Consider the following 23,149-nt stretch of genomic DNA (forward strand, 5'->3'; position numbering starts at 1 on the left):
GAAGGAGTTGGAAACCATGGCCCCAGCTGCCATGCGTACTGCTGCACAATCACTCCGCGAAGCCAAGCCGGTCTCGTTCTGGCTGGACGACCCCGGCAGGCCCGAGGCGCTGCCCGCACTCACCGGCGACGAGCACTGCGACCTCCTCGTCATCGGCGGCGGTTACAGCGGACTGTGGACCGCGCTGCTCGCCAAGGAGCGCGACCCGGAGCGGGACGTCGTACTGATCGAGGGGCACGAGGTGGGCTGGGCCGCCTCGGGCCGCAACGGCGGATTCTGCGCCGCCTCCCTCACCCACGGCCTGCCCAACGGCCTGGAACGCTGGCCGGACGAGATCAGGAAACTGGAGGAGCTGGGGGCACGAAACCTCGACGCCATCGAGGCCGCCGTCGCCCGCCATTCCATCGACTGCGCATTCGAGCGCACCGGCGAAATCGATGTCGCCACCGAACCCCACCAGCTCGAAGAGCTTCAGGAATGGCACCGGGAGGCCGAAGGGCTCGGATTCACCGGAATGGAATTCCTGGACCGGGACGCGCTGCGCGCCGAGGTCGACTCGCCCACATTCCTGGGCGGAATCTGGGACCGGAACGGCGTAGCCATGCTGCACCCCGCCAAACTGGCCTGGGGCCTGAAGCGGGCCTGTCTCGATCTGGGAGTACGGGTGTACGAACACACCCGGGGCCTCGAACTGGCCAGGACCGCCACCGGGATGGCGGTCCGCACGCCGTACGGGAGGGTCCTCGCCCGCCGGGTCGCACTCGGTACGAACATCTTCCCGTCGCTGGTCAAGCGGGTGCGTCCGTACACCGTCCCGGTCTATGACTACGCGCTGATGACCGAACCGCTCACCGCCGGCCAGCTCGCCTCGATCGGCTGGAGGAACCGGCAGGGACTGGGCGACAGCGCCAATCAGTTCCACTACTTCCGGTTGTCGGCCGACAAACGGATTCTGTGGGGCGGCTATGACGCGATCTATCCGTACGGGGGCCGGCTGAGCGCCGATCTCGATCAGCGTCCGGAGACCTTCCTCAAGCTCGCGGGCCAGTTCTTCGACTGTTTCCCGCAGCTGGCCGGGGTCCGTTTCAGTCATGCCTGGGGCGGGGCGATCGACACCTGTTCCCGCTTTTCCGCATTCTTCGGTACGGCCCATCGGGGCCGGGTCGCCTATGCCGCCGGATACACCGGTCTCGGCGTGGGGGCCACCCGGTTCGGGGCCGATGTGATGCTCGATCTGCTGGCGGGCGAAGAGAGCGAACTGACCGCTCTGGAGATGGTCCGCAGCAAGCCGATGCCGTTCCCGCCGGAGCCCTTCGCCTGGGCCGGGATCGAGCTCACCAAGCGGTCGCTGGCCAGGGCGGACAGCAACGGCGGGCACCGCAATCTGTGGCTGCGGACGATGGACCGGCTGGGGCTCGGCTTCGACAGCTGAGCGCGGTACGGAGTGGGGTGACCCAGGTCACTGCCAACTGACGACCCGAACCCGCGTAATGGATCGGCGCCACCCCTCTCTCCCGTGTGCACGCACCGGCAATGCATGGCCGGTGCACACGGATTGGAGGCTGGTCATGGCCGGCGCGGGGGTCAAAGCAGCGGTGGAGTGGCTCGCATCGGTGGCGCCGGATCCGGACGCCTGCCGGTGGGAATGGGAGCGCAACCCCCACGGGGTCGCGCTCCTTCCCGCCGGCCGGCGCTGGGACGTACTGATTCTTCCGGGGGAGCTGGGCTATCCCACGCTCGATGTGCTCACCCGTCTCATCGACCGGCCCGGGCCGGTTCTCTCCGATTTCGGCGAGGCCCGCATGGGCTTCTTCGTGCCACCGGGCACGGCCACGCGCTGGGTCGGCACCGGCGTACGGGGAGCGGGGCAGGGGACCTGGATCGTCGTGCCTTATCCGGGGCGCGAGGCCACGGGCGGGGTGCGCTGGCTGATCCCGCCGGACGGCTCGGGCACGCTCACCGACGCGACGCTTCTGGAGCTCGCGATGCATGAGGCGGTGGCGGGGAGGGCCGAGAACGGCGCGGACTGACGGGGGCGGCGGCGGGGATCACGGGGATCGGCGCACGCGCCCGACGGCACCTCGGCATGGGCCGGCGGGGGATCGGTGCACGCGGTCGGCAGCACCTCTGGCGGCACCCCGTCACTCCCGGGGTGCCGCCAGAGGTCTTGACAACCTGATTGGTCTGGACCATGTTGTGGCCGCCGCACTCAATTCCCCCATGCACGGAGGCCGTTGTGGAACGCACGGGACCCCCCGCCCGATTTACCGGACTTCTGGCCGCCGTCGCGGCCGCCCTGCTCGCCGCGGGAGGCCTGGCCGCCGCCGCACCGTCCGCCGCCGCCGCCGACTCCGATCTGGCACGCAACGGCGGCTTCGAGGCCGGCCTGGACGGCTGGAGCTGTACCGGCGGCAGCGGAGCCGTCGTCAGCACGCCCACCCATGGCGGCACCAAGGCGCTGAAGGCGACCCCGGCCGGCAGCGACAACGCCAAGTGCTCCCAGTCCGTGACGGTCAAGCCGGACTCCACCTACACCCTGAGTGCCTGGGTGCAGGGCAGTTACGCCTACCTCGGCGCGGAGGGCACCGGCACCACCGACGTGTCCACCTGGACGCCGTCGGCGACCGGCTGGCAGCAGCTCACCACCACGTTCAGGACCGGTCCGTCCACCACCTCGGTGACCGTCTACACCCACGGCTGGTACGGCACCCCCACCTACTACGCCGACGACCTCACCCTGATCGGCCCCGGCGGCGACCCGGTCGCACTCCCGGCCACCCCCACCGGACTGAGGGCCGGCACGGCCACCGCCTCCTCCGTCGACCTCTCCTGGACCGGCTCCTCGGGGGCCACCGGCTACAACGTCTACCGGGGCGGCACGAAGGTCCTCTCGGTCACCGGCACCTCCGCCACCGTGACGGGCCTCGCCGCGTCGACCACGTACAGCTTCCAGGTCGCCGCGACCAACTCCGCCGGTGAGTCCGCCAGGTCCACCGCCGTATCCGCCACCACCACGGCGGGCGGCCCAGGCGGCGGGGGCGGCGGCGCGCTGCCCGCCCACGCCCTCGTCGGCTATCTGCACTCCAGCTTCGCCAACGGCTCCGGCTACACGCGAATGGCCGACGTACCCGACTCCTGGGACGTCATCGACCTGGCCTTCGGCGAGCCGACCTCCGTCACCTCGGGCGACATCCGCTTCTCGCTCTGCCCGGTCAGCGAGTGCCCGAACGTCGAGTCCGTCGCCGAGTTCAAGGCGGCCATCAAGGCCAAGCAGGCCGCGGGCAAGAAGGTGCTGATCTCCATCGGCGGCGCGAACGGCCAGGTGCAGCTCTCCACCACCGCCGCCCGCGACACCTTCGTCTCCTCCGTCAGCAAGATCATCGACGAGTACGGTCTGGACGGCCTCGACATCGACTTCGAGGGCCACTCGCTCTCGCTGAACACCGGGGACACCGACTTCCGCAGCCCGACCACCCCGGTCATCGTCAACCTGATCTCCGCGGTGAAGACCCTCAAGGCCAAGTACGGCGACGACTTCGTCCTCACCATGGCCCCCGAGACCTTCTTCGTGCAGCTCGGCTACCAGTACTACGGTTCGGGCCCCTGGGGCGGCCAGGACCCGCGCGCCGGTGCCTACCTCCCGGTCATCCACGCCCTGCGTGACGACCTGACCCTGCTCCACGTCCAGGACTACAACTCGGGCTCCATCATGGGTCTTGACAACCAGTACCACTCGATGGGCGGCGCGGACTTCCACATCGCCATGACCGACATGCTGCTCACCGGATTCCCGGTGGCCGGCGACACCACCAAGGTCTTCCCGGCGCTCCGCCCCGACCAGATCGCCATCGGTCTGCCGGCCTCCACCCAGGCGGGCAACGGCTACACCGCACCCGCCGAGGTCAACAAGGCGCTGAACTGCCTGACGAAGAAGACCGACTGCGGTTCGTACGCGACCCACGGGACATGGCCGGGGCTGCGCGGGCTGATGACGTGGTCGATCAACTGGGACCGCTTCAACAACGGGGAGTTCTCGAAGAACTTCGACGCCTACTTCGGCGGCTGAGCCCCAGCGGCAGGAGCAGCAGCCCGCACAGGAACCAGCTGCCCAGCACATCCAGCGGCCAGTGATAGCCGCGCAGCACCAGACCGATGCCCGTCGCCGTTGTCAGCAAGGCAGCGGCGACGGGCATCATCCACGAACGCCTCGCATACGGCGCGATCAGCAGCGCCGCCGCCCCGTAGGCCACCGCGGCCGTCGCCGCATGGCCGGACGGGTAGTAACCGGTGGCCTCGGTGAGCGGTCCGGGGCGGGCGATCCAGTCCTTGAGCGGGACGACCAGCAGTGGCACTGCCGCCATGGTGAGCACCGCGTACAACGGCTCACGGCGCGCCCCGCGCACCAGCGCCCAGATGATCGCGCAGCCCAGCACCGGGAGCGCCACCTGCATGTTGCCGAGATCGGCGAGGAATCCGGTCGGCCCGGCAGGTCCGTGTCCGACGACTGCCCGGCCGGCCCGCTCGTCCAGCGACCTCAGCGGACCGCCGGCCCCGACCTGCCAGGTGGTGAGCGCGAAGAGTGCCAGGAGGGACGACACCAGGGAAACAAGAAGAGCCGGCCGCCCGGGAACAGGGGGGGTGGTTCCGGGGCGGCCGGTCGGATCGGTTTGCCGCGCGCCCCGGGGGGTTTGGGGCGAGCGGCCATCCGATCGGTGAGGAGTTCCGGAGCCGAAGGCCCCAGTGGCGTGCGCGAAGGCACGGCCAGAACGGTGCTGGGGAAGCTCCGGCCCGGCGTCGCCGACAGTCCCCTGCGGGCGGGGTGTTTCTCTCATCTGCGGAAACCGTACGTCAGCGGACGGGGGACCGACAGACGGAAACGGATCCCGCCATCGGCCCCCCACACGTTCTTCACAGGCCCTCACGCGGCCCCCGGCATCCCCGGCGAAAACGCCTTCCGTCGCCGCCGGGGGTTCGCACAGATCAGATCCGGCCGAAAGCCTGCTCGATGACGTCGAGCGCCTCGGTCAGCAGGTCCTCGCCGATCACCAGCGGCGGGAGGAAGCGCAAAACGTTGCCGTACGTGCCGCAGGTGAGGACGAGCACGCCCTCCGCGTGGCAGGCCTTGGCGAGCGTCGCGGCGGCCTCCGGGTTCGGGTCCTTCGTGCCGGACTTCACCAGCTCGATCGCGATCATCGCGCCACGGCCGCGGATGTCACCGATGAGATCGCCGTTCGGCAGCTTCGCCTGCATCTCGGCGAGGCGGCCCTTCATGACCTCCTCGATGCGCTTCGCCTTCCCGTTCAGGTCCAGCTCGCGCATCGTCTCGATGGCACCGAGCGCACCCGCGCAGGCCACCGGGTTTCCGCCGTACGTACCACCGAGGCCGCCCGCGTGCGCGGCGTCCATGATCTCGGCGCGGCCCGTGACGGCGGAGAGCGGCAGACCGCCCGCGATGCCCTTGGCGGTGGTGATCAGGTCGGGGACGATGCCCTCGTCCTCACAGGCGAACCACTGGCCGGTACGGCAGAAGCCGGACTGGATCTCGTCGGCGACGAAGACGATCCCGTTGTCCTTGGCGAACTGCGCGATCGCCGGGAGGAAGCCCTTGGCCGGCTCGATGAAGCCGCCCTCGCCGAGCACCGGCTCGATGATGATCGCGGCGACGTTGTCCGCGCCGATCTGCTTGGTGATCTGGTCGATGGCCTGGGCGGACGCCTCCGCGCCGGCGTTCTCGGCCCCGGTCGGCCAGCGGTAGCCGTACGCCACCGGCACCCGGTAGACCTCGGGCGCGAACGGGCCGAAGCCCTGCTTGTACGGCATGTTCTTGGCGGTCAGCGCCATCGTGAGGTTGGTACGGCCGTGGTAGCCGTGGTCGAAGACGACGACCGCGGTGCGCTTGGTGTAGGCGCGGGCGATCTTCACCGCGTTCTCGACGGCCTCGGCGCCCGAGTTGAACAGCGCGGACTTCTTGGCGTGGTCGCCCGGCGTCAGCTCGGCGAGCTGCTCACAGACCTCGACGTACCCCTCGTACGGCGTGACCATGAAACAGGTGTGGGTGAAGTCGGCGAGCTGCGCGGAGGCGCGGCGTACGACGGCCTCGGCGGAGGCGCCGACCGACGTCACGGCGATACCGGAACCGAGGTCGATCAGACGGTTGCCGTCCACGTCCTCGATGATTCCGCCGCCGGCGCGGGCGGTGAACACCGGCAGGGTGGAGCCCACACCTGCGGCCACCGTCGCGAGACGGCGGGCCTGCAGCTCCACCGACTTCGGGCCGGGAATGGCAGTGACGACGCGGCGCTCCTGCGGAATTGCGGTCATGAGGGGCTCCTGTGGGGTGTTTCGGACGCTTCTCTTCCTGCAGGCTATGGGCGAGGACCGGGGTCCGGCATGTTCCGTTCGGGAGTGGTGGCCGCACGCGCTTGTCCGCCACGGACATAGTGACGGGGTCACGGACGCCGGGCCGCGGCGTCGCGCGGGTGTGTGTCCGTGTGCGGGGAAGACCCCGGGCAGCGGCCGGAGACTTCCCGCCGGACCGCGTCTGACGGAGTGGTACGGGGCACTAGATTGATGACTTCGGGCGCCCGTGCCCGGAGTTACCGGTCGGCGCTGGTCAGGGGACGAGGGACAGCACATGGACACCGAGGGCACGTTCGACTCACGCGGCACCCGCTCCGGTCATCCGGTGCCGCGCCCGGCCGGCCCGCCACCGCCCGAACTGCCGCCCAGGCCCGGATACGCGCCCGCCTCGGGCCCCTCCCTGGCGGACTGGCTCCGCATCCCGAGACCCGCAGCCGAACCCGGTGTCTGGCGGCTCGGTCACGTGCCCCGGCCCGCCGAGGAGAAGGAGCGCACCCCGGACCGCACACTGATCAGCGGCGCGGTGATCTCGCTGCTGGCCTGCGTCCTCGTCTGGTCCCTCTGGCGCAACAACTACATCCCGTACTGGCGGGTGCCGCTGAAGCTCTTCACCCCCGGCGACTGGTGGGGGCCCTTCGGCGACGAGCCGCAGACCCGGGGCGCGGTCCGTGCGCTCGACCTCTACCGGCTGCTGATCATCGGCGGCCTCGTCTACGGATTCGGCCGCCTGGGCAACTGGCCTGCCGCCTTCGAACGGTGCGTCGCCGCCCGGGGAGCCGCCGCACGGGCGGGCGGTGCGGCGATCGGCGCGCTGCTGGTCTGGATTCTGGTGTGGAACGGGACCGTGCCGGGAATGGGGCTGGCCTTCGGTCTGGTCCCCGGCTCCTGGCTGGGCCCCGACCAGCCGATGTCCGTGGTGATCAGCTATGGGCTGTACGTCCTGCTCACCCTGGTGGTCGTGTGGCCGTTCGCCCGGCTGGGGCGGTGGACCGAGGTGTGGCGGCGCGGCCGGTCCCCGCAGCCCGCACCGGGCCGCGACGGCCGAGACCCGGCGCAGCCGCCCGTGCACGGCGGTGCGGACACCGTCGTGGTGGGCGGCGAGGACGACCCGGCCGAATGGCCCGATCTGCGCGCCGCCGGACAGCACCGGGCCGCCGCCAAGCTCGCCGAGGAGACCCGGTCCGGGCGGATGAACGACGTCGACTACGCCCGGATCCGCCGCGCCTGGACATCCGTACGCGCCGACCACACCCGGCTCCCCGCCTTCACCGACACCGTGCTGCGCAACGGCTCCGCCGCCTGCACTCACCCCTCCGGCGCACGTGACCTCCCGGTCCGCGCCGCCCGGCACGATCTGCTGGTCCAGCAGGTCAGGCTCGGCACCGTCGAGGACGGCGAGCGCAACCCGTACGCCCGGCGCGGCAGCGGCATCGCCCTCGACCCCGGGCTGCTGGGCACGTCCCTGCTCGCCGTCGGCCCGCCCGGCGCGGGCAAGAGCCGGGCACTGACCCGGCCCGTCGTCGAATCCCTCGCACTGCAGGCGCTCGCCGGACAGGCCGCCGTCGTCGCCGTGTGCGCCGCCGGTACCCAGCTCGGCGGCGACCAGGGGTTCGACGTCGTCATCAAGGTCGGCGACCCGTCCTCCGTGCACGATCTCGACCTGTACGGCGGCGCCACCGACCCCGACGAGGCCGCCACCGTCCTCGCCGACGGCCTGGTCGGTGACCTCCCCGAGGTCGACAGCCGCCGTGCCGCCACGGCCCTCGCCCAGCTCCTCGGCCCCTTCCGGGCCGCACACGGCCGCTTCCCCTCCGTACCCGAGCTGCGCGAACTCCTGGACGGCGTGCCCGATGCCCTGACCGCCCTGCGCGAGGCGCTCGACGCGACCGGGAACCCCGGCATGCGGCGCGAACTCGACGCCCGCGCCCGCCAGGCCGGTGCCCCGGGCGACCCGGGCCCGGCTCTCGCCGACCGGGTGGCGCTGCTCGACCGGCCCGCGTTCAGCGAGTTCTTCGACACCACGGGCAAGGCCCGCCCCTTCTCGCTGCGGGCCCTGGAGCATCCGCTGCGGGTCCGTATCGACCTGCCCGAACGCGGCCACGCCGAGGCGTCCCGGGTGCTGGCACGCCTGGTACTCGCCCAGTTCACCGCGAGCGCCGCTGCCCGCACCGACCGTTCCCTCTTCGCCTGCCTGGTCCTCGACGACGCGACCCACACCCTGACCCCCGACACCGTCCGCGGAATCCAGCGGCTGCGCTCCGCGCACGCCGGGGCCGTACTCACCCTGCGCACCCTGGACGACGTACCGGAGCAGCTGCACACGGCGCTGCTCGGCGCGGTCGGCTGCCGGATGGCGTTCTCCGGCATCACCACGTGGGACGGGAAGAAGTTCGCCGAGGCCTGGGGAACGGAGTGGGTCGAGACCCGCGACGTCACCCAGCGCACAGTCTTCGCCGACCAGCCGATGACCCGGGCCATCCACGCCTTCCGCAAACTGGTCACCGGCAAGGCGGTCACCACGGACGCGGTGACCGTCCGCCAGGTCGAGCGGGAACGCTGGTCGGCCTCCGAACTGGCCCACCGGGTGCCGGCCGGACACGCGGTGCTGTCCCTGACGACCGTACGGGGCGAGCACGCGCCGCCGCTGCTGGTGGACCTGAGCGGCTGAGCGTACGGGGTGTGGCCCGAGGGGGCAGGAGCGGGGCGAAAGCGGTTGTGGCAGGACCCTGCCGCTCTGGCAGAATCGGTGACAGTCGTTCATACGGGACGGCGAAAACCGACTTCCCGAGGTCCCGCGGTCCCCATGCCCCCCACTCTCGCCTCGCTCGTCCAGCATTCGGCGCTCAAACTCACGGTGCGTGCGGGGGCGGACCGGCTGGATGCGCCCGTCCGCTGGGCGCACGCCAGCGAGCTGACCGACCCCGTCCCGTACATGGAGGGCGGTGAGCTCCTCCTCGTCACCGCCACCAACCTCGACGCCGAGAACCCCGAGGCGATGCGGCGGTACGTGCGGCGCCTGACCGGGGCCGGAGTCGTCGGGCTCGGCTTCGCCGTCGGCGTCCACTACGACGACGTACCGCAGGCCCTGATCGACGCCGCCGATCAGGCGGGGCTGCCGCTGCTCGAAGTGCCGCGCCGCACCCCGTTCCTCGCGATCGCCAAGGCCGTGTCGTCGGAGATCGCCGCCGATCAGTACCGGGCGGTGACGGCGGGGTTCGAGGCCCAGCGGGAGCTGACGAAGGCCGCGCTCGCGGGCGACGGCCCCGGCGAACTCCTCGGCCGGCTCGCGGCGCACGTCGACGGCTGGGCGGCGCTGTACGACGCCTCCGGCGCGGTCGTGGCCTCGGCTCCCGAGTGGGCCGCCCGCCGGGCCGCCCGGCTCACCCCCGATGTGGAACGCCTGCGCGAGCGGCCCGCCCCGGCCAGCGTGGTCGTCGGCGACGCGGACGACCGGGTCGAACTCCAGTCGCTCGGCACCGGCCGCCGGGTCCGGGGCGCGCTGGCCGTCGGCACCGGCGCGGCACTGGGCACCGCCGAGCGCTACGCCGTGCACTCGGCGGTCGCCCTGCTCACCCTGACCACGGCCCGCTCCCGGTCACTCCAGGACGCCGAACAGCGGCTGGGCGCGGCGGTGCTGCGCATGCTGCTCGCCGGCCAGCCGGACCACGCACGGGCCGTCGCCGGGGATCTGTACGGGGAGCTGCTCGACGCCCCGTTCCGGCTGATCATCGCGGAGGCGTCCGTCCCCTCGACACCGGCGGCGCTCGGCGAGGCGATGGAGGCGGCGGCCTTCCGGACCGGCGAGACCCTGCTGGCCGTGCCCGAGGGCGAACGGCTCGTCGTCCTCGCCGCGGACGGCGGAGCAGCGGTCGCCGCCTGCACTGCCTACGCCGAGGCGCAGGAGGCCCAGGAGGAGCGCCCCCCGCGCGAACCGGCGACGGCGGAGGAGGGCCGGGTGGTCGTGGGCCTGTCCGCACCGGCGGGCCCCATAGCCGTCTCCGCGGCGTACAAACAGGCCGAGCAGGCCCTGTCGGTGGCCCGCCGCCGGGGCAGAGCCCTGGTCGAGCACGAGGAGCTGGCCACCGGCTCGGTGCTGCCGCTGCTCGCGGACGACGCGGTACGCGCCTTCGCCGACGGAATGCTCCGCGCCCTGCACGAACACGACGCCAAGGGCCGCGGCGACCTGGTCGCCTCGCTGAAGGCATGGCTCTCCCACCACGGCCAGTGGGACGCTGCAGCGGCAGACCTGGGAGTGCACCGCCACACCTTGCGCTACCGGATGCGCAGGGTGGAGGAGATCCTGGGCCGCTCCCTGGACGATCCGGACGTCCGGATGGAACTGTGGCTGGCCTTGAAGGCGACGAGCTCCCCGGCGGCGCCGGAGCGGTAGCCGCCGCGAGGCCCCGCGCTCCGCTCACGTCCACGCATCCGACAAACCGGCGCATCCCTGCCGTGTTCTGCTCCACGCCGGACAAACGCCAGGGCGGCCGCGCGGCCCTACGGTGGGGGACAGCACACCCCACGACTCCGAAGGGCCGGAACCTCCATGACTTCCACCCACGCCTTCTGGCTCGCCGGCCGCCAGGCCACCGGCGAGGACAGCTTCGACGTCACCAACCCCTGGGACGGCCGTCTCGTCGGCACGGTCAGCGTGCCGACCGACGCGCAGATCGAGGAGGCCGTCGCCGCCGCGCACGCCGTGCGCGAGGAGTTCGCCGCGACGCCTGCCCACGTCCGCGCCGCCGCGCTCGACCACGTCGTACGGCGGCTGGTGGAGCGCACCGAGGAGATCGCCCAGCTGATCTCCGCCGAGAACGGCAAGCCGATCAAGTGGGCACGCGGTGAGGTCGGCCGCGCCGTCTCCGTGTTCCGGTTCGCCTCCGAGGAGGCCCGCCGCTTCAACAGCGGTGACGCCCAGCGCCTGGACACCGACGCCGGCGGCACCGGCCGGCTCGGCCTGACCCGGCGCTTCCCGCGCGGCCCGGTCCTCGGCATCGCGCCCTTCAACTTCCCGCTGAACCTCAGCGCCCACAAGGTGGCCCCGGCCATCGCCGTCGGTGCGCCGATCATCCTGAAGCCCGCCCCGGCCACCCCGATCTCGTCGCTGATCCTCGGCGAGCTGCTGGCCGAGACCGACCTGCCGGCCGGTTCGTGGTCCGTGCTGACGGTCCCCAACGACCGTATGCCCGCCCTCGTCCAGGACGAGCGCCTGCCCGTGATCTCCTTCACCGGCTCCGCCGCGGTCGGCTACTCGATCATGGAGTCGGTGCCGCGCAAGCACTGCACCCTGGAGCTCGGCGGCAACGCCGCCGCGGTCGTCCTCGGCGACTACGCCTCCGACGAGGACCTCGACTGGGCCGCGACCCGTATCGCGACCTTCTCCAACTACCAGGGCGGCCAGTCCTGCATCTCGGTGCAGCGCGTCATCGCGGACGCCTCGGTCTACGACCGGCTCGTCCCGAAGATCGTCGCGGCCGTCGAGGCCCAGGTCACCGGCGACCCGTCCGACGCCACCACCGACGTCGGCCCGCTGGTCGACGAGAACGCCGCCAAGCGCGTCGAGTCCTGGGTCGACGAGGCCACGCAGGCCGGCGCCCAGCTGCTCACCGGCGGCAAGCGGGACGGCGCCACGTACGCGCCGACCGTGCTCACGGAGCTCCCCGACGGCGTCACCCTCGCCACCGAGGAGGTCTTCGGACCGGTGCTGACCGTGCAGAAGGTGGACGGCGAGGCCGAGGCGTTCGAGGCCGTCAACTCCTCCAAGTACGGCTTGCAGGCAGGCGTGTTCACCCACGACCTGCAGACCGCCTTCCGCGCCCACCGTGCCCTGGAGGTCGGTGGCGTGATCATCGGCGACGTTCCGTCCTACCGCGCGGACCAGATGCCCTACGGCGGCGCCAAGCAGTCCGGCGTCGGCCGCGAGGGCGTCACCTACGCCATGGACGACTACACCTACGAGCGCGTGCTGGTCCTCACCGGCCTCGCCCTGTAGGTCCGCTGACAGGATCGGAACCGACCGATCCGACAGTCGCCGCCTGCAATCCGCCTGGACAGCACGACAGCAGGCGGCAGAGACGGCCGCAGCCCACTGTGCGGGGGCTGCGGCCGCCGCGTTTCCACCAACCTGGAGACCAGCCGGTGGTGCGGCGGCGTTGCGGGCGAGGCGCCTGAGTTCGTGGACGGTGAGGATGACCTCCTGGTCGGGGGCCGCCTCCTTGATGTCGTACGCGAGCTTCAGGGCCTTCTCCAGCTCGGGCCGGGTTCTTGGCGTGAGTCACGAATCCTGCTCGGCTCCGGTCATCAGGGCGAGCAGGCTGTGGGGGGCCTCATCGTCGATCATGATCGTGTAGAAGCCGTCATCGTCAGCTTCTACGGCGGCTGCGCGGGCGAACATGCTCCGTTCGTGCTCGGCGAGCGCGGCCTCCACATCGTCAGGGTGTTCGGCGAGGACCTGGCCGAGCTCGGCGCCGTCCTGCATGGCCAGGTTGGCACCTTCGCCGTTCGGCGCCCTGAGGTGGGCGGCATCGCCGAGCAGGGTCACCCCCGGCACGCGGTCCCAGCGGTGTCCGGCCGGCAGCGTGAAGATGGAGCGCAGGACCGGCGGGGTGTCGCTGTCGGTGATCAGAGCGGTGAGCTCAGGGGTCCAGCCGTCGAACTCCTTCACGACCCGTGCGGTCAGGGCCGCGGCATCGGTGGTGTCGAGGCCGGCGAACCAGTCCTGGGGCTTCCTCAGCTGCGCGTAGGTGTGCAGAGTTCCGCCACCCTCCCGATGGGCCAGCAGTCCCCTGCCCGGCGCGAGCGCGAACAGCGATCCGGCCCCGACCGCCTCCGCGGAGGCGGGGTGGCGGGTGCCGCCGTCGAACAGGAACGTCTCCACACTGCAGACACCGAAGTACTCGGGAGCGGCCTCGGAGAGCAGCGGGCGAACCCGCGACCACGCGCCGTCGGCGCCGATGAGCAGGCTCGCGACGGTGGTGGCGCCGTCAGCGAAGCTCACCTCATGGCGGCCCCCGCCGAGGGCCCGCACCCCGGTGACCTTGTGCCCCCAGCGGACAGTGCCGGCGGGCAGTGAGCCGAGCAGCAGCTGCCGCAGCGCGCCGCGCGGCACCTCGGGGCGCCCGCCGGTGCCGTCGTCGGGCAGGTCGAGCAGCACGTTCCCCGCCCGGTCCAGGACCCGGTACGCCTCGCGGCCGGGCAGGATCAGCTTGCGGAACTCCTCGATCAGGCCGGCCGCCGCCAGGGCCGCCTGCCCGTTGTAAGGGTGGATGTCGAGCAGGCCGCCCTGGTGGCGGGCGTCCGGCGAGGGCTCCGCCTCGTAGACCGTGGCCGGGATGCCGTGCACGTGCAGCACGCGGGCCAGCGTCAGACCGCCCAGACCGGCTCCGATGATCGTGACCGGTGTCGCCATGGTTTTCTCCCAAGCTTGCGGGTGCCGTGACGCCCCCATTGGATCGCCACTCCAATCACGCTAACACGATGTTGGATCGACGCTCCATCCATGGGACACTGGGGACCATGGTGAGGAAAACAGCGAAGGGATCCGCGCGGGCCCCACGGCGCACGACCAGCCTGTCGAGGGAGCTGATCATCGAGACCGCGATCGAGCTCCTGGACAGCGGCGGCGAGAAGGCTCTGACGCTGCGCGCGCTCACCGTGCGCCTGAGTACCGGCTACGGAGCGATCTACCACCACGTCGCGGACAAGAGCGATCTACTCGCGACGGCCACCGACGGCGTCATCGCTGGCGTGCTGTCCGGCGCGGTCACCGATGCGGATCCGCGCACTGCTCTGCGCCGCCTCGCCCTGGGCCTGTTCGATGCGATCGACGCCCATCCCTGGGTCGGGGCAGAACTCTCCCGCCAACCGTGGCGGCCCGCGCTGCTGGACTTCTACGAGAGCATCGGCCGCTTGCTGGACGCCCTCGACGTACCCGAAAAAGCGCGCTTCGACGCGGCCGGGACGCTCGTGAACTACGTCCTCGGCGTCGCCGCGCAGAACGCCGCGAACGCACGGCTCCGCGCCGACAGCGACACGGACCGAGAGGCCTTCCTGGAAAACGCCGCCGCGCAATGGGCGCAGATCGACCCCGGCCGGTACCCGTTCGTACACGCGGCGGCGACGCAGCTGCGTGAGCACGACGAGCGCGAACAATTCCTCGTCGGAGTCGACATCTTTCTGGCCGGTATCTCGGCCCTGCGCTAGAGAACCACAGCGACCGCTGCCCTCGCGGCGCGCCGGCCACCGAACAAGCACAACCAGAACCGGCCCGCCGCCAACAGGTAGCGGCACAGGAAGTTGATGTGCCGGTCCTTGAACGGAGAGAGACGGGCAGTGCTGTACGTCGTCGACGACCTGCTGCCGCAACCCGCATGGCCCAGTGACCATCAGCCGCGCGTCGACGGGTTCCTCGTGCAACTGCCCGAGCACACCAACTTGCCCGGGACGGGCGCGACATGGGCATCAGGGCATCTCGTCGGTGCCCGTATCCGACGGTCTATCGTGGGCGGCATGGCCACTGATCTGATTCGTATCGTGTCCCGCGACTCGCCCATGGCACTCGCCCAGGTGGAGCGCGTCCGCACCGAACTGGCCGCGCTCCACCCCGGTATCCGCACCGAGGTCGTCCCCGTCAAGACGACCGGCGACAAGTGGATGGGCGACCTCAGCGCGGTCGAAGGCAAGGGCGCGTTCACCAAGGAAGTCGACCAGGCGCTCCTCGCCGGTGAGGCCGACGTCGCGGTGCACTGCGTGAAGGACGTCCCCGCCGACCGGCCCCTGCCCGCCGGCACGACGTTCGCGGCATTCCTCAAGCGCGACGACATCCGCGACGCCCTCATCCACCCGGCCGGACTCCGCCTCGACGACCTCCGGCCCGGCACCCGGATCGGCACCTCGTCCGTACGGCGCATCGCCCAGCTGGCCGCCTCACACCCGCACCTGGTCTGCGTACCGATGCGCGGCAACGCGAACCGGCGCCTGGACAAGCTCGCCGCAGGGGAGGCCGACGCCCTCCTCCTGGCCGTCTCCGGTCTCGAACGCATTGGCCGCACCGACGTGATCACAGAGGCTCTCTCGCCCGAGGTGATGTGCCCGCCGATCGGCGCCGGGGTGCTGGCCCTCCAGTGCCGCGAAGGCGACACCGACCTCATCGACCTCGTGAGCGCACTCGGCGACCCCGCCACCTACCGCGAGACGACGGCCGAGCGCATGTTCCTCCACGTCCTGCAAGGCCACTGCAACTCACCGATCGCCGGATACGCCCAGGTGGAAGGTGACAGCGAACTCTCGCTGCGGGCCAAGGTCTTCACGCCCGACGGGAAGACGGTGCTGAACGCGCACGAATGGGCCGGGCGCCTCGACCCGGCCACTCTCGGCACCTCCGTCGCCGTCGCCCTCCTGCGCCAGGGTGCGCGCGAACTGATCGACGGGATCGCCCACTGAGCCGGCAATGCGAGGGCTCACCCCGGCCGGCAGCCCACAGTCGCATGCGGTGTACGGCTCACCGCCGCTGGTCCGGGCCGGCGGGGGCTTCGGACATGAGGCCGGACACCAGCCGAGCGCCATGATCCGGTCATCCCAAATCCGGAGCCCCGGCGCCGAGTCCGCGGCCGTTCCCGCTTCCCTGCCACGGCCGGACCGCCGTGTCACCGCGGGGCTGGCCAGTGGAGTGGCTGCGGACCCGATCGGCGTCCGGGGGATGGTGGGAGTGCCGGTAATCGGGTACATCAGGACAAGTAGCACCGGTTGGTACGGCTCGGCAGGCGCCCCTGCGCGCTCCGGGCGGACCGGCCGCGTCCGCCCACCCCACAAAGCGGCGAGGTGAGCTCCTCATGTCCGCACCATCCGCTCCCAAGAACACGCCCAAGGTCACCGAGCGCGAAGCGCGCCAAGTGGCGGAGGCCGCGCGTGAACAGGACTGGCACAAGCCCAGTTTCGCCAAGGAACTCTTCCTCGGGCGCTTCCGTCTCGACCTGATCCATCCGCATCCGATGCCGGCCGCGGACGACGTCCGCCGCGGCGAGGCGTTCCTCGCCCGGCTGCGCGACTTCTGCGAGACCAGGATCGACAGCGCCCTGATCGAGCGTGAGGCGAGGATTCCCGACGAGGTGATCAACGGCCTCAAGGAACTCGGCGCGCTCGGGATGAAGATCGACCCGAAGTACGGCGGCCTGGGCCTGACCCAGGTCTACTACAACAAGGCCCTCTCCCTGGTCGGCTCCGCCAGCCCCGCGATCGGTGCGCTGCTCTCCGCCCACCAGTCCATCGGCGTACCGCAGCCGCTGAAGCTCTTCGGTAGCCAGGAGCAGAAGGAAGCCTTCCTGCCCCGGCTGGCCAGTACCGACATCTCGGCGTTCCTCCTCACCGAACCGGACGTCGGCTCCGACCCGGCCCGGCTCGCCACCTCGGCCGTTCCGGACGGACCGGACTATGTCCTGGACGGTGTGAAGCTGTGGACGACCAACGGCGTCGTCGCCGATCTGCTCGTCGTGATGGCCCGTGTCCCGAAGTCGGACGGTCACAAGGGCGGCATCACGGCCTTCGTCGTAGAGGCGGACTCCCCGGGCATCACCGTCGAGAACCGCAACGCCTTCATGGGCCTGCGCGGCCTGGAGAACGGCGTCACCCGCTTCCACCGGGTCCGGGTCCCGGCGGCCAACCGCATCGGCCCCGAGGGCGCAGGGCTCAAGATCGCCCTCACCACGCTCAACACGGGACGGCTCTCCCTGCCCGCCATGTGCGTCGGTGCCGGGAAGTGGTGTCTGAAGATCGCCCGCGAGTGGTCGGCGGTCCGCGAGCAGTGGGGCAGGCCGGTCGCCCGGCACGAGGCCGTCGGCGCCAAGATCTCCTTCATCGCCGCGACCACCTTCGCGCTCGAAGCGGTCGTCGACCTCTCCTCCCAGATGGCCGACGAGAACCGCAACGACATCCGGATCGAAGCGGCCCTCGCCAAGCTGTACGGCTCCGAGATGGCCTGTCTGATGGCCGACGAACTGGTCCAGATCCGGGGCGGCCGAGGCTTCGAGACCGCGGCCTCCCTCGCCGCCCGCGGCGAACGGGCCGTCCCCGCCGAACAGCTCCTGCGCGATCTGCGGATCAACCGGATCTTCGAGGGCTCCACCGAGATCATGCATCTGCTGATCGCCCGTGAGGCCGTCGACGCCCATCTGAAGGTCGCGGGCGACATCATCGACCCCGACAAGCCCCTCTCCGCCAAGGCGAAAGCGGGCGCGAACGCGGCAGGCTTCTACGCCCGCTGGCTGCCGGGGCTCGTCGCGGGGCCGGGCCAGCTCCCGCGTACGTACGGGGAGTTCAACCCGCCCGGACACCCGGACCTGTCCACCCACCTGCGCTACGTCGAACGCTCCGCCCGTAAGCTCGCGCGCTCCACCTTCTACGCCATGTCGCGCTGGCAGGGCCGGATGGAGACCAAGCAGGGTTTCCTCGGCAGGATCGTCGACATCGGTGCGGAACTCTTCGCGATGAGCGCCGCATGCGTCCGCGCCGAACTGCTGCGCTCCTCCGACGACCACGGCCGCGAGGCCTACCGGCTCGCCGACACCTTCTGCCGCCAGTCCCGCATCCGCGTCGAGGAACTCTTCACCCGGCTCTGGTCCAACACCGACGACCTGGACCGGCGCGTGGTCGACGGCGTCCTGTCCGGTGAGTACACCTGGCTGGAGGAAGGCATCGTCGACCCGAGCGGCGAAGGCCCGTGGATCGCCGATGCCACCCCCGGACCGTCCGTCCGGGACAACGTCCACCGGCCCATTCGCTGAGCCGTGGACCACCGGGCGGGCGCACGTCCGCTCACCGGCCGTACCCCGCCCGGCCCGGCGGGGTACGGCCGGATGACGGCCCCTGACCGTCATCCACCTCCCCGGCTCCAACGGCTGGAGGTCTGCGCGGCGGACCTCCGGCGGACGGGCATCACGTTCGACGACCCCGGCTGCGTACGAAAGACGTTCCCCGGGTTGCACGAGGTCTTCGCCGAGTTCACGGGACTCACGAACCGTCAGGGTTCGCGGGCCCGTTAGGGTTTCCGGGCCCATGCCGTCCCCGGGAGCCCTCATGTCCATGCCGCCCCACCAGCTGCCACCCTCCTACGGAACCGTCGCGTCGTGCCGGATCTGCGGTGCGATACCCGCGGTCCACGCCGTGGTGCGCGGACACCGCGGGCTCGTCGTCACCCTGCGCTTCCTCACCGAGGAGGGCGCCTTCTGCCGCACCTGCGGAACCGCCACATACCGCAGGATGACCTCGGACACCCTCTGGCAGGGCTGGTGGGGTCTGCTGTCGGTGTTCGCCGCGCCGGTCACGATGGCGATGAACATCAAGGCCCGATCCCGGATCCGCGCCCTGCCCCACCCGGTCGGCCATCTGCGGCCCCAACTCGCCCCGGGCCGCCGGGTTCTGGCCCGGCCGCCCGCGCTCGTCATCATGACCGCACTCGCGCTGGCCCTCGGTGCCGTCGTCGTACCGGAACTGATCCCGCACACCCGGCCCACGTTCACCGCCGGTGACTGCATCCGCAATCACGCGAAATGGCCCGAGCAGGACCTCGAAGAGGTCGGCTGCAGTTCGCCCGGGGCCGAGTACTGGATCTCCGACTCGGAAAAGTGCTGGGGCAGGGACTGGCTGCTGCATCTGGAATACAGCGCACAGAACAAGACCCTGTGCGCCCACCCCATGTCGAAATGACCGCCCGCGGGGACGCACTGTCCAAGTGCACAGCCGATGCGGCAACAATGGGGGGCATGAGCGACAGCCCTGCCCCCCTCGCCGACCCGCACCTCGTCTTCGACGCCACGGAAGGCCGCCGGGATCTCGTCATCCTCGGCTCCACCGGGTCCATCGGCACCCAGGCCATCGACCTGGTGCTGCGCCACCCCGACCGCTTCCGCGTCACCGCGCTGTCCGCTGCGGGCGGCCGGGTCGCCCTCCTCGCCGAGCAGGCGCGGCAGCTGCGGGTGCGTACCGTGGCCGTCGCCGCACCGGAGGCCGTGCCGGCGCTGCGTGAGGCGCTGCGCGAGCAGTACGGGACGGGAGAGGCGCTGCCCGAGGTCCTGGCCGGGCCCGATGCCGCCACACAGCTCGCCGCGAGCGACTGCCACACTGTGCTCAACGGGATCACCGGCTCGATCGGACTCGCCCCCACGCTCGCCGCGCTCGAAGCGGGCCGCACGCTCGCGCTGGCCAACAAGGAGTCGCTGATCGTCGGCGGCCCGCTGGTCAAGGCGCTGGCCGCGCCCGGCCAGATCATCCCGGTCGACTCCGAGCACGCCGCACTCTTCCAGGCGCTCGCCGCGGGCACCCGCGCCGACGTGCGCAAGATCGTCGTCACCGCGTCCGGCGGCCCCTTCCGGGGACGGACGAGGAGCGAGCTGGCGAACGTCACGCGCGAGCAGGCCCTCGCGCACCCGACCTGGGCCATGGGTCCGGTCATCACGATCAACTCCGCCACCCTCGTCAACAAGGGACTGGAGGTCATCGAGGCACATCTCCTCTACGACATCCCGTTCGACCGGATCGAGGTCGTCGTCCACCCCCAGTCCTACGTTCACTCCATGGTGGAGTTCACCGACGGCTCCACCCTCGCCCAGGCCACACCCCCGGACATGAGGGGCCCGATCGCCATCGGCCTCGGCTGGCCCCAGCGCATCCCGGACGCCGCACCCGCCTTCGACTGGTCGAAGGCGTCCAGCTGGGAGTTCTTCCCCCTCGACGACGAGGCCTTCCCGTCCGTGGGACTCGCCAGACACGTGGGCACGCTCGGCGCCACCGCCCCGGCCGTGTTCAACGCCGCGAACGAGGAATGTGTCGACGCTTTTCTGGCGGGACGGCTGCCGTTCAACGGCATCATGGATACGGTCACGGCGGTGGTGGCCGAACACGGCACCCCCGCCACGGGAACTTCGCTCACGGTCGCAGACGTCCTCGAAGCGGAGACCTGGGCACGCGCCCGGGCCCGTGAACTCTCGGCGAAAGCGACAGCGGAGGCGCACGCATGAGTATTACGACGGTCCTGTTGACGATTCTGGGCATCGTCGTCTTCGCCATCGGGCTGCTGTTCTCGATCGCCTGGCACGAGCTGGGACACCTGTCGACCGCGAAGCTCTTCGGCATCCGCGTCCCGCAGTACATGGTCGGCTTCGGGCCGACCATCTGGTCGCGGAAGAAGGGCGACACCGAGTACGGGATCAAGGCGATCCCGGCCGGCGGCTACATCCGCATGATCGGAATGTTCCCACCCGGTCCGGACGGGCGGGTGGAAGCGCGCTCCACCTCGCCGTGGCGCAGCATGATCGAGGACGCCAGAGAGGCCTCCTTCGAGGAACTCGAACCGGGTGACGAGAAGCGTCTCTTCTACACGCGCAAGCCGTGGAAGCGCGTGATCGTGATGTTCGCCGGACCGTTCATGAACCTGGTCCTCGCCGTCGCGATCTTCCTCGGTGTGGCGATGACCTTCGGGTTCCAGACCCAGACCACCGAGGTGGCGGGCGTCCAGAAGTGCGTGATCGACCAGAGCGTCGACCGCGACGCCTGCAAGAAGTCCGACCCGGTCTCGCCCGCACAGGCGGCGGGACTCAAGAAGGGCGACAGGATCGTCGCCTTCGACGGCCAGAAGGTGGAGGACTGGGCCACCCTCTCCGACCGGATCCGCGAGACCATCGGCCCCGCCACCATCACCGTCCAGCGCGATGGCCGGGAACAGACCCTCCACGCCGTGCTGGAGACGAACTCGGTGGCCAAGAAGGACTCCAACGGTGAGGTGATCCCCGGCAAGTTCGTGGACGCCGGCTACCTCGGATTCGCCGCCCGGACCGAGATCGTTCCGCTCTCCTTCGGCGACTCGGTCGTCCGCATGGGAGACATGATCGAGAACGGCGTCGACTCGATCATCGCCCTTCCGTCCAAGATCCCGGGCCTGTGGGACGCGGCGTTCGGTGACGGGGAGCGGGCAGCGGACTCCCCGGTCGGCGTGGTCGGTGCCGCCCGGATCGGCGGTGAGGTGATGAACCTCGATGTCCCGGCGACGAACCAGATCGCGATGATGCTGTTCGTGCTCGCGACCTTCAACCTCTCGCTGTTCCTCTTCAACATGCTGCCCCTGCTGCCGCTCGACGGCGGGCACATCGCCGGAGCGCTCTGGGAGGCCCTGCGCCGCAATGTGGCACGGGTCTTCAGGCGCCCCGACCCGGGCCCCTTCGACGTGGCCAAACTGATGCCGGTCGCCTATGTCGTCGCAGGTGTCTTCATCTGCTTCACACTCCTCGTGCTGGTGGCCGACATCGTCAATCCGGTCAAGATCTCCTGATCCGCAGCACCTGATCCACCCACCGGTTCGGTGAACCATGCGTGACGGCCCGGCACACAGCGTGTGTCCGGGCCGTTCCCATACGCGGTACTCCCGGACGCGGTGTGCTCCGGGGCGCCCCGGGTGCCGTAACCTCGAAGCCCGGAGCCCGCCGATCTCGGGACCTCGATCCACACCTTGGGGATGCTCAGCGCATGACTGCGATTTCTCTCGGAATTCCGTCCGTTCCGACCAAGCTCGCCGACCGGAGGGTCAGCCGCAAGATCCAGGTCGGGTCGGTGGCGGTGGGCGGGGATGCGCCGGTGTCGGTGCAGTCGATGACGACGACGCGTACGTCGGACATCGGTGCGACGTTGCAGCAGATCGCGGAGTTGACGGCGTCGGGCTGTCAGATCGTGCGGGTGGCGTGTCCGACGCAGGATGATGCGGATGCGCTGGCGACGATTGCGAAGAAGTCGCAGATTCCGGTGATCGCGGATATTCATTTCCAGCCGAAGTACGTGTTCGCGGCGATTGATGCGGGCTGTGCGGCGGTGCGGGTGAATCCGGGGAACATCAAGCAGTTCGATGACAAGGTGAGGGAGATCGCGCGGGCGGCGAAGGATGCGGGTACGCCGATCCGGATCGGTGTGAACGCGGGTTCGCTGGATGCGCGGCTGCTGAGGAAGTACGGGAAGGCGACGCCGGAGGCTCTGGTGGAGTCGGCGCTGTGGGAGGCGTCGCTGTTCGAGGAGCACGGTTTCAGGGACATCAAGATCTCGGTGAAGCACAACGATCCGGTGGTGATGGTCAATGCGTACCGTCAGCTGGCGGCTGCGTGTGATTATCCGTTGCATCTGGGTGTGACGGAGGCGGGTCCGGCGTTCCAGGGGACGATCAAGTCCGCGGTGGCGTTCGGTGCGTTGCTGTCGGAGGGGATCGGGGACACGATCCGGGTGTCGTTGTCGGCGCCTCCGGCCGAGGAGGTCAAGGTCGGGCTTCAGATTCTGGAGTCGTTGAATCTGAAGCAGCGGCGGCTGGAGATCGTGTCGTGTCCGTCGTGCGGGCGTGCGCAGGTGGATGTGTACAAGCTGGCGGATCAGGTGTCCGCGGGTCTTGAGGGCATGGAGGTGCCGTTGCGGGTGGCCGTGATGGGGTGTGTCGTCAATGGTCCGGGTGAGGCGCGTGAGGCGGATCTGGGTGTCGCGTCCGGCAATGGCAAGGGGCAGATCTTCGTGAAGGGCGAGGTCGTCAAGACCGTCCCGGAGTCGAAGATCGTCGAGACGCTGATCGAAGAAGCCATGAAGATCGCCGAGCAGATGGAGAAGGACGGCATCGCCTCGGGCGAGCCCGAGGTCTCCGTCAGCTGACAAAGGCCCGCACGACCGCGCCCCGCTTGACGGCTTCCGTCGGGCGGGGCGCCGTCGTGAGCGACCTCACGGTGCTCCGCATGCGCTGATCCCGGCCACATGCGGCGCCGATGAGCCCCGTTGG

Annotated in this window: 16 protein-coding genes; 13 read left to right on the top strand and 3 right to left on the bottom strand. The window is 70.6% G+C overall.

What is annotated here, in order from left to right:
- Positions 1-16: 16 nt before the first annotated feature.
- The 3 genes from OG507_RS29430 to OG507_RS29440 all read left to right on the top strand — a co-directional run bounded on the left by OG507_RS29430 (position 17) and on the right by OG507_RS29440 (position 4,066).
- Positions 17-1,432: an NAD(P)/FAD-dependent oxidoreductase gene (locus OG507_RS29430; protein ID WP_327370146.1), complete on the top strand. Its 1,416-nt coding sequence runs from the start codon at positions 17-19 to the stop codon at positions 1,430-1,432.
- 136 nt (positions 1,433-1,568) lie between these two features.
- A complete protein-coding gene (locus OG507_RS29435) occupies positions 1,569-2,030 on the top strand; it encodes a hypothetical protein (protein ID WP_327370147.1) in 462 nt (153 codons plus the stop codon).
- A gap of 206 nt (positions 2,031-2,236) precedes the next feature.
- The gene (locus OG507_RS29440) at positions 2,237-4,066 is read left to right on the top strand and encodes a chitinase (protein ID WP_327370148.1); all 1,830 of its coding nucleotides are present in this window, start codon (positions 2,237-2,239) and stop codon (positions 4,064-4,066) included.
- Here OG507_RS29440 and OG507_RS29445 read toward each other — a convergent pair.
- The gene (locus tag OG507_RS29445; protein WP_327370149.1) at positions 4,017-4,832 is read right to left on the bottom strand and encodes a phosphatase PAP2 family protein; all 816 of its coding nucleotides are present in this window, start codon (positions 4,830-4,832) and stop codon (positions 4,017-4,019) included. The genes OG507_RS29440 and OG507_RS29445 overlap by 50 nt on opposite strands.
- Positions 4,833-4,980: 148 nt before the next feature.
- Entirely contained in the window at positions 4,981-6,321 is a 1,341-nt protein-coding gene (gene gabT / locus OG507_RS29450; RefSeq protein WP_327370150.1) for a 4-aminobutyrate--2-oxoglutarate transaminase, read from the bottom strand.
- A gap of 313 nt (positions 6,322-6,634) precedes the next feature.
- On the opposite strand from gabT, the gene OG507_RS29455 reads away from it, so the two are divergent.
- The 3 genes from OG507_RS29455 (at position 6,635) to OG507_RS29465 (ending at position 12,352) form a co-directional block, all read left to right on the top strand.
- Complete coding sequence (locus OG507_RS29455) at positions 6,635-9,028, top strand: ATP/GTP-binding protein (protein ID WP_327370151.1); 2,394 nt, start codon at positions 6,635-6,637, stop codon at positions 9,026-9,028.
- Positions 9,029-9,163: 135 nt separating this feature from the next.
- The gene (locus tag OG507_RS29460) at positions 9,164-10,750 is read left to right on the top strand and encodes a PucR family transcriptional regulator (RefSeq protein ID WP_327370152.1); all 1,587 of its coding nucleotides are present in this window, start codon (positions 9,164-9,166) and stop codon (positions 10,748-10,750) included.
- A 156-nt stretch (positions 10,751-10,906) separates the two neighbouring features.
- Positions 10,907-12,352: an aldehyde dehydrogenase family protein gene (locus tag OG507_RS29465; RefSeq protein ID WP_327370153.1), complete on the top strand. Its 1,446-nt coding sequence runs from the start codon at positions 10,907-10,909 to the stop codon at positions 12,350-12,352.
- A 282-nt stretch (positions 12,353-12,634) separates the two neighbouring features.
- Here OG507_RS29465 and OG507_RS29470 read toward each other — a convergent pair whose 3' ends face one another.
- Entirely contained in the window at positions 12,635-13,768 is a 1,134-nt protein-coding gene (locus OG507_RS29470; protein WP_327370154.1) for an FAD-dependent oxidoreductase, read from the bottom strand.
- A 107-nt stretch (positions 13,769-13,875) separates the two neighbouring features.
- Between OG507_RS29470 and OG507_RS29475 the strand changes: the two genes are divergently transcribed.
- From OG507_RS29475 to ispG, 7 genes are all read left to right on the top strand, one after another.
- Positions 13,876-14,562, top strand: coding sequence for a TetR/AcrR family transcriptional regulator (locus OG507_RS29475; RefSeq protein WP_327370155.1), 687 nt, complete (start codon positions 13,876-13,878; stop codon positions 14,560-14,562).
- Positions 14,563-14,868: 306 nt separating this feature from the next.
- Positions 14,869-15,801 carry a hydroxymethylbilane synthase gene (gene hemC, locus OG507_RS29480; RefSeq protein ID WP_327370156.1) on the top strand — a complete coding sequence of 311 codons (933 nt, stop codon included), beginning with the start codon at positions 14,869-14,871 and terminating at the stop codon, positions 15,799-15,801.
- Between the two features lie 389 nt (positions 15,802-16,190).
- A complete protein-coding gene (locus tag OG507_RS29485) occupies positions 16,191-18,137 on the top strand; it encodes an acyl-CoA dehydrogenase family protein (RefSeq protein ID WP_327370157.1) in 1,947 nt (648 codons plus the stop codon).
- Between the two features lie 292 nt (positions 18,138-18,429).
- Positions 18,430-19,059 (top strand): hypothetical protein, encoded by a 630-nt coding sequence (locus OG507_RS29490; protein WP_327370158.1) that lies wholly within the window; start codon positions 18,430-18,432, stop codon positions 19,057-19,059.
- Positions 19,060-19,115: 56 nt separating this feature from the next.
- Complete coding sequence (gene dxr, locus OG507_RS29495) at positions 19,116-20,369, top strand: 1-deoxy-D-xylulose-5-phosphate reductoisomerase (RefSeq protein ID WP_327370159.1); 1,254 nt, start codon at positions 19,116-19,118, stop codon at positions 20,367-20,369.
- Positions 20,366-21,676 carry a M50 family metallopeptidase gene (locus OG507_RS29500; RefSeq protein WP_327370160.1) on the top strand — a complete coding sequence of 437 codons (1,311 nt, stop codon included), beginning with the start codon at positions 20,366-20,368 and terminating at the stop codon, positions 21,674-21,676. The genes dxr and OG507_RS29500 overlap by 4 nt, the downstream gene beginning before the upstream one ends.
- Before the next feature lie 194 nt (positions 21,677-21,870).
- Positions 21,871-23,025: a flavodoxin-dependent (E)-4-hydroxy-3-methylbut-2-enyl-diphosphate synthase gene (ispG, locus tag OG507_RS29505; RefSeq protein WP_327372147.1), complete on the top strand. Its 1,155-nt coding sequence runs from the start codon at positions 21,871-21,873 to the stop codon at positions 23,023-23,025.
- Positions 23,026-23,149 lie beyond the last annotated feature (124 nt).

It is taken from the genome of Streptomyces sp. NBC_01217, assembly GCF_035994185.1.
GTDB lineage: Bacteria > Actinomycetota > Actinomycetes > Streptomycetales > Streptomycetaceae > Streptomyces.

Excerpts from the sequence above, each read along its gene's own strand:
- OG507_RS29430 (WP_327370146.1), top strand. The coding sequence starts at position 17 with ATGGCCCCAGCTGCCATGCGTACTGCTGCACAATCACTCCGCGAAGCC.
- OG507_RS29435 (WP_327370147.1), top strand. The coding sequence starts at position 1,569 with ATGGCCGGCGCGGGGGTCAAAGCAGCGGTGGAGTGGCTCGCATCGGTG.
- OG507_RS29445 (WP_327370149.1), bottom strand. The coding sequence starts at position 4,832 with ATGAGAGAAACACCCCGCCCGCAGGGGACTGTCGGCGACGCCGGGCCG.
- gabT (WP_327370150.1), bottom strand. The coding sequence starts at position 6,321 with ATGACCGCAATTCCGCAGGAGCGCCGCGTCGTCACTGCCATTCCCGGC.
- OG507_RS29455 (WP_327370151.1), top strand. The coding sequence starts at position 6,635 with ATGGACACCGAGGGCACGTTCGACTCACGCGGCACCCGCTCCGGTCAT.
- OG507_RS29460 (WP_327370152.1), top strand. The coding sequence starts at position 9,164 with ATGCCCCCCACTCTCGCCTCGCTCGTCCAGCATTCGGCGCTCAAACTC.
- OG507_RS29465 (WP_327370153.1), top strand. The coding sequence starts at position 10,907 with ATGACTTCCACCCACGCCTTCTGGCTCGCCGGCCGCCAGGCCACCGGC.
- OG507_RS29470 (WP_327370154.1), bottom strand. The coding sequence starts at position 13,768 with ATGGCGACACCGGTCACGATCATCGGAGCCGGTCTGGGCGGTCTGACG.
- OG507_RS29475 (WP_327370155.1), top strand. The coding sequence starts at position 13,876 with ATGGTGAGGAAAACAGCGAAGGGATCCGCGCGGGCCCCACGGCGCACG.
- hemC (WP_327370156.1), top strand. The coding sequence starts at position 14,869 with ATGGCCACTGATCTGATTCGTATCGTGTCCCGCGACTCGCCCATGGCA.
- OG507_RS29485 (WP_327370157.1), top strand. The coding sequence starts at position 16,191 with ATGTCCGCACCATCCGCTCCCAAGAACACGCCCAAGGTCACCGAGCGC.
- OG507_RS29490 (WP_327370158.1), top strand. The coding sequence starts at position 18,430 with ATGTCCATGCCGCCCCACCAGCTGCCACCCTCCTACGGAACCGTCGCG.
- dxr (WP_327370159.1), top strand. The coding sequence starts at position 19,116 with ATGAGCGACAGCCCTGCCCCCCTCGCCGACCCGCACCTCGTCTTCGAC.
- OG507_RS29500 (WP_327370160.1), top strand. The coding sequence starts at position 20,366 with ATGAGTATTACGACGGTCCTGTTGACGATTCTGGGCATCGTCGTCTTC.
- ispG (WP_327372147.1), top strand. The coding sequence starts at position 21,871 with ATGACTGCGATTTCTCTCGGAATTCCGTCCGTTCCGACCAAGCTCGCC.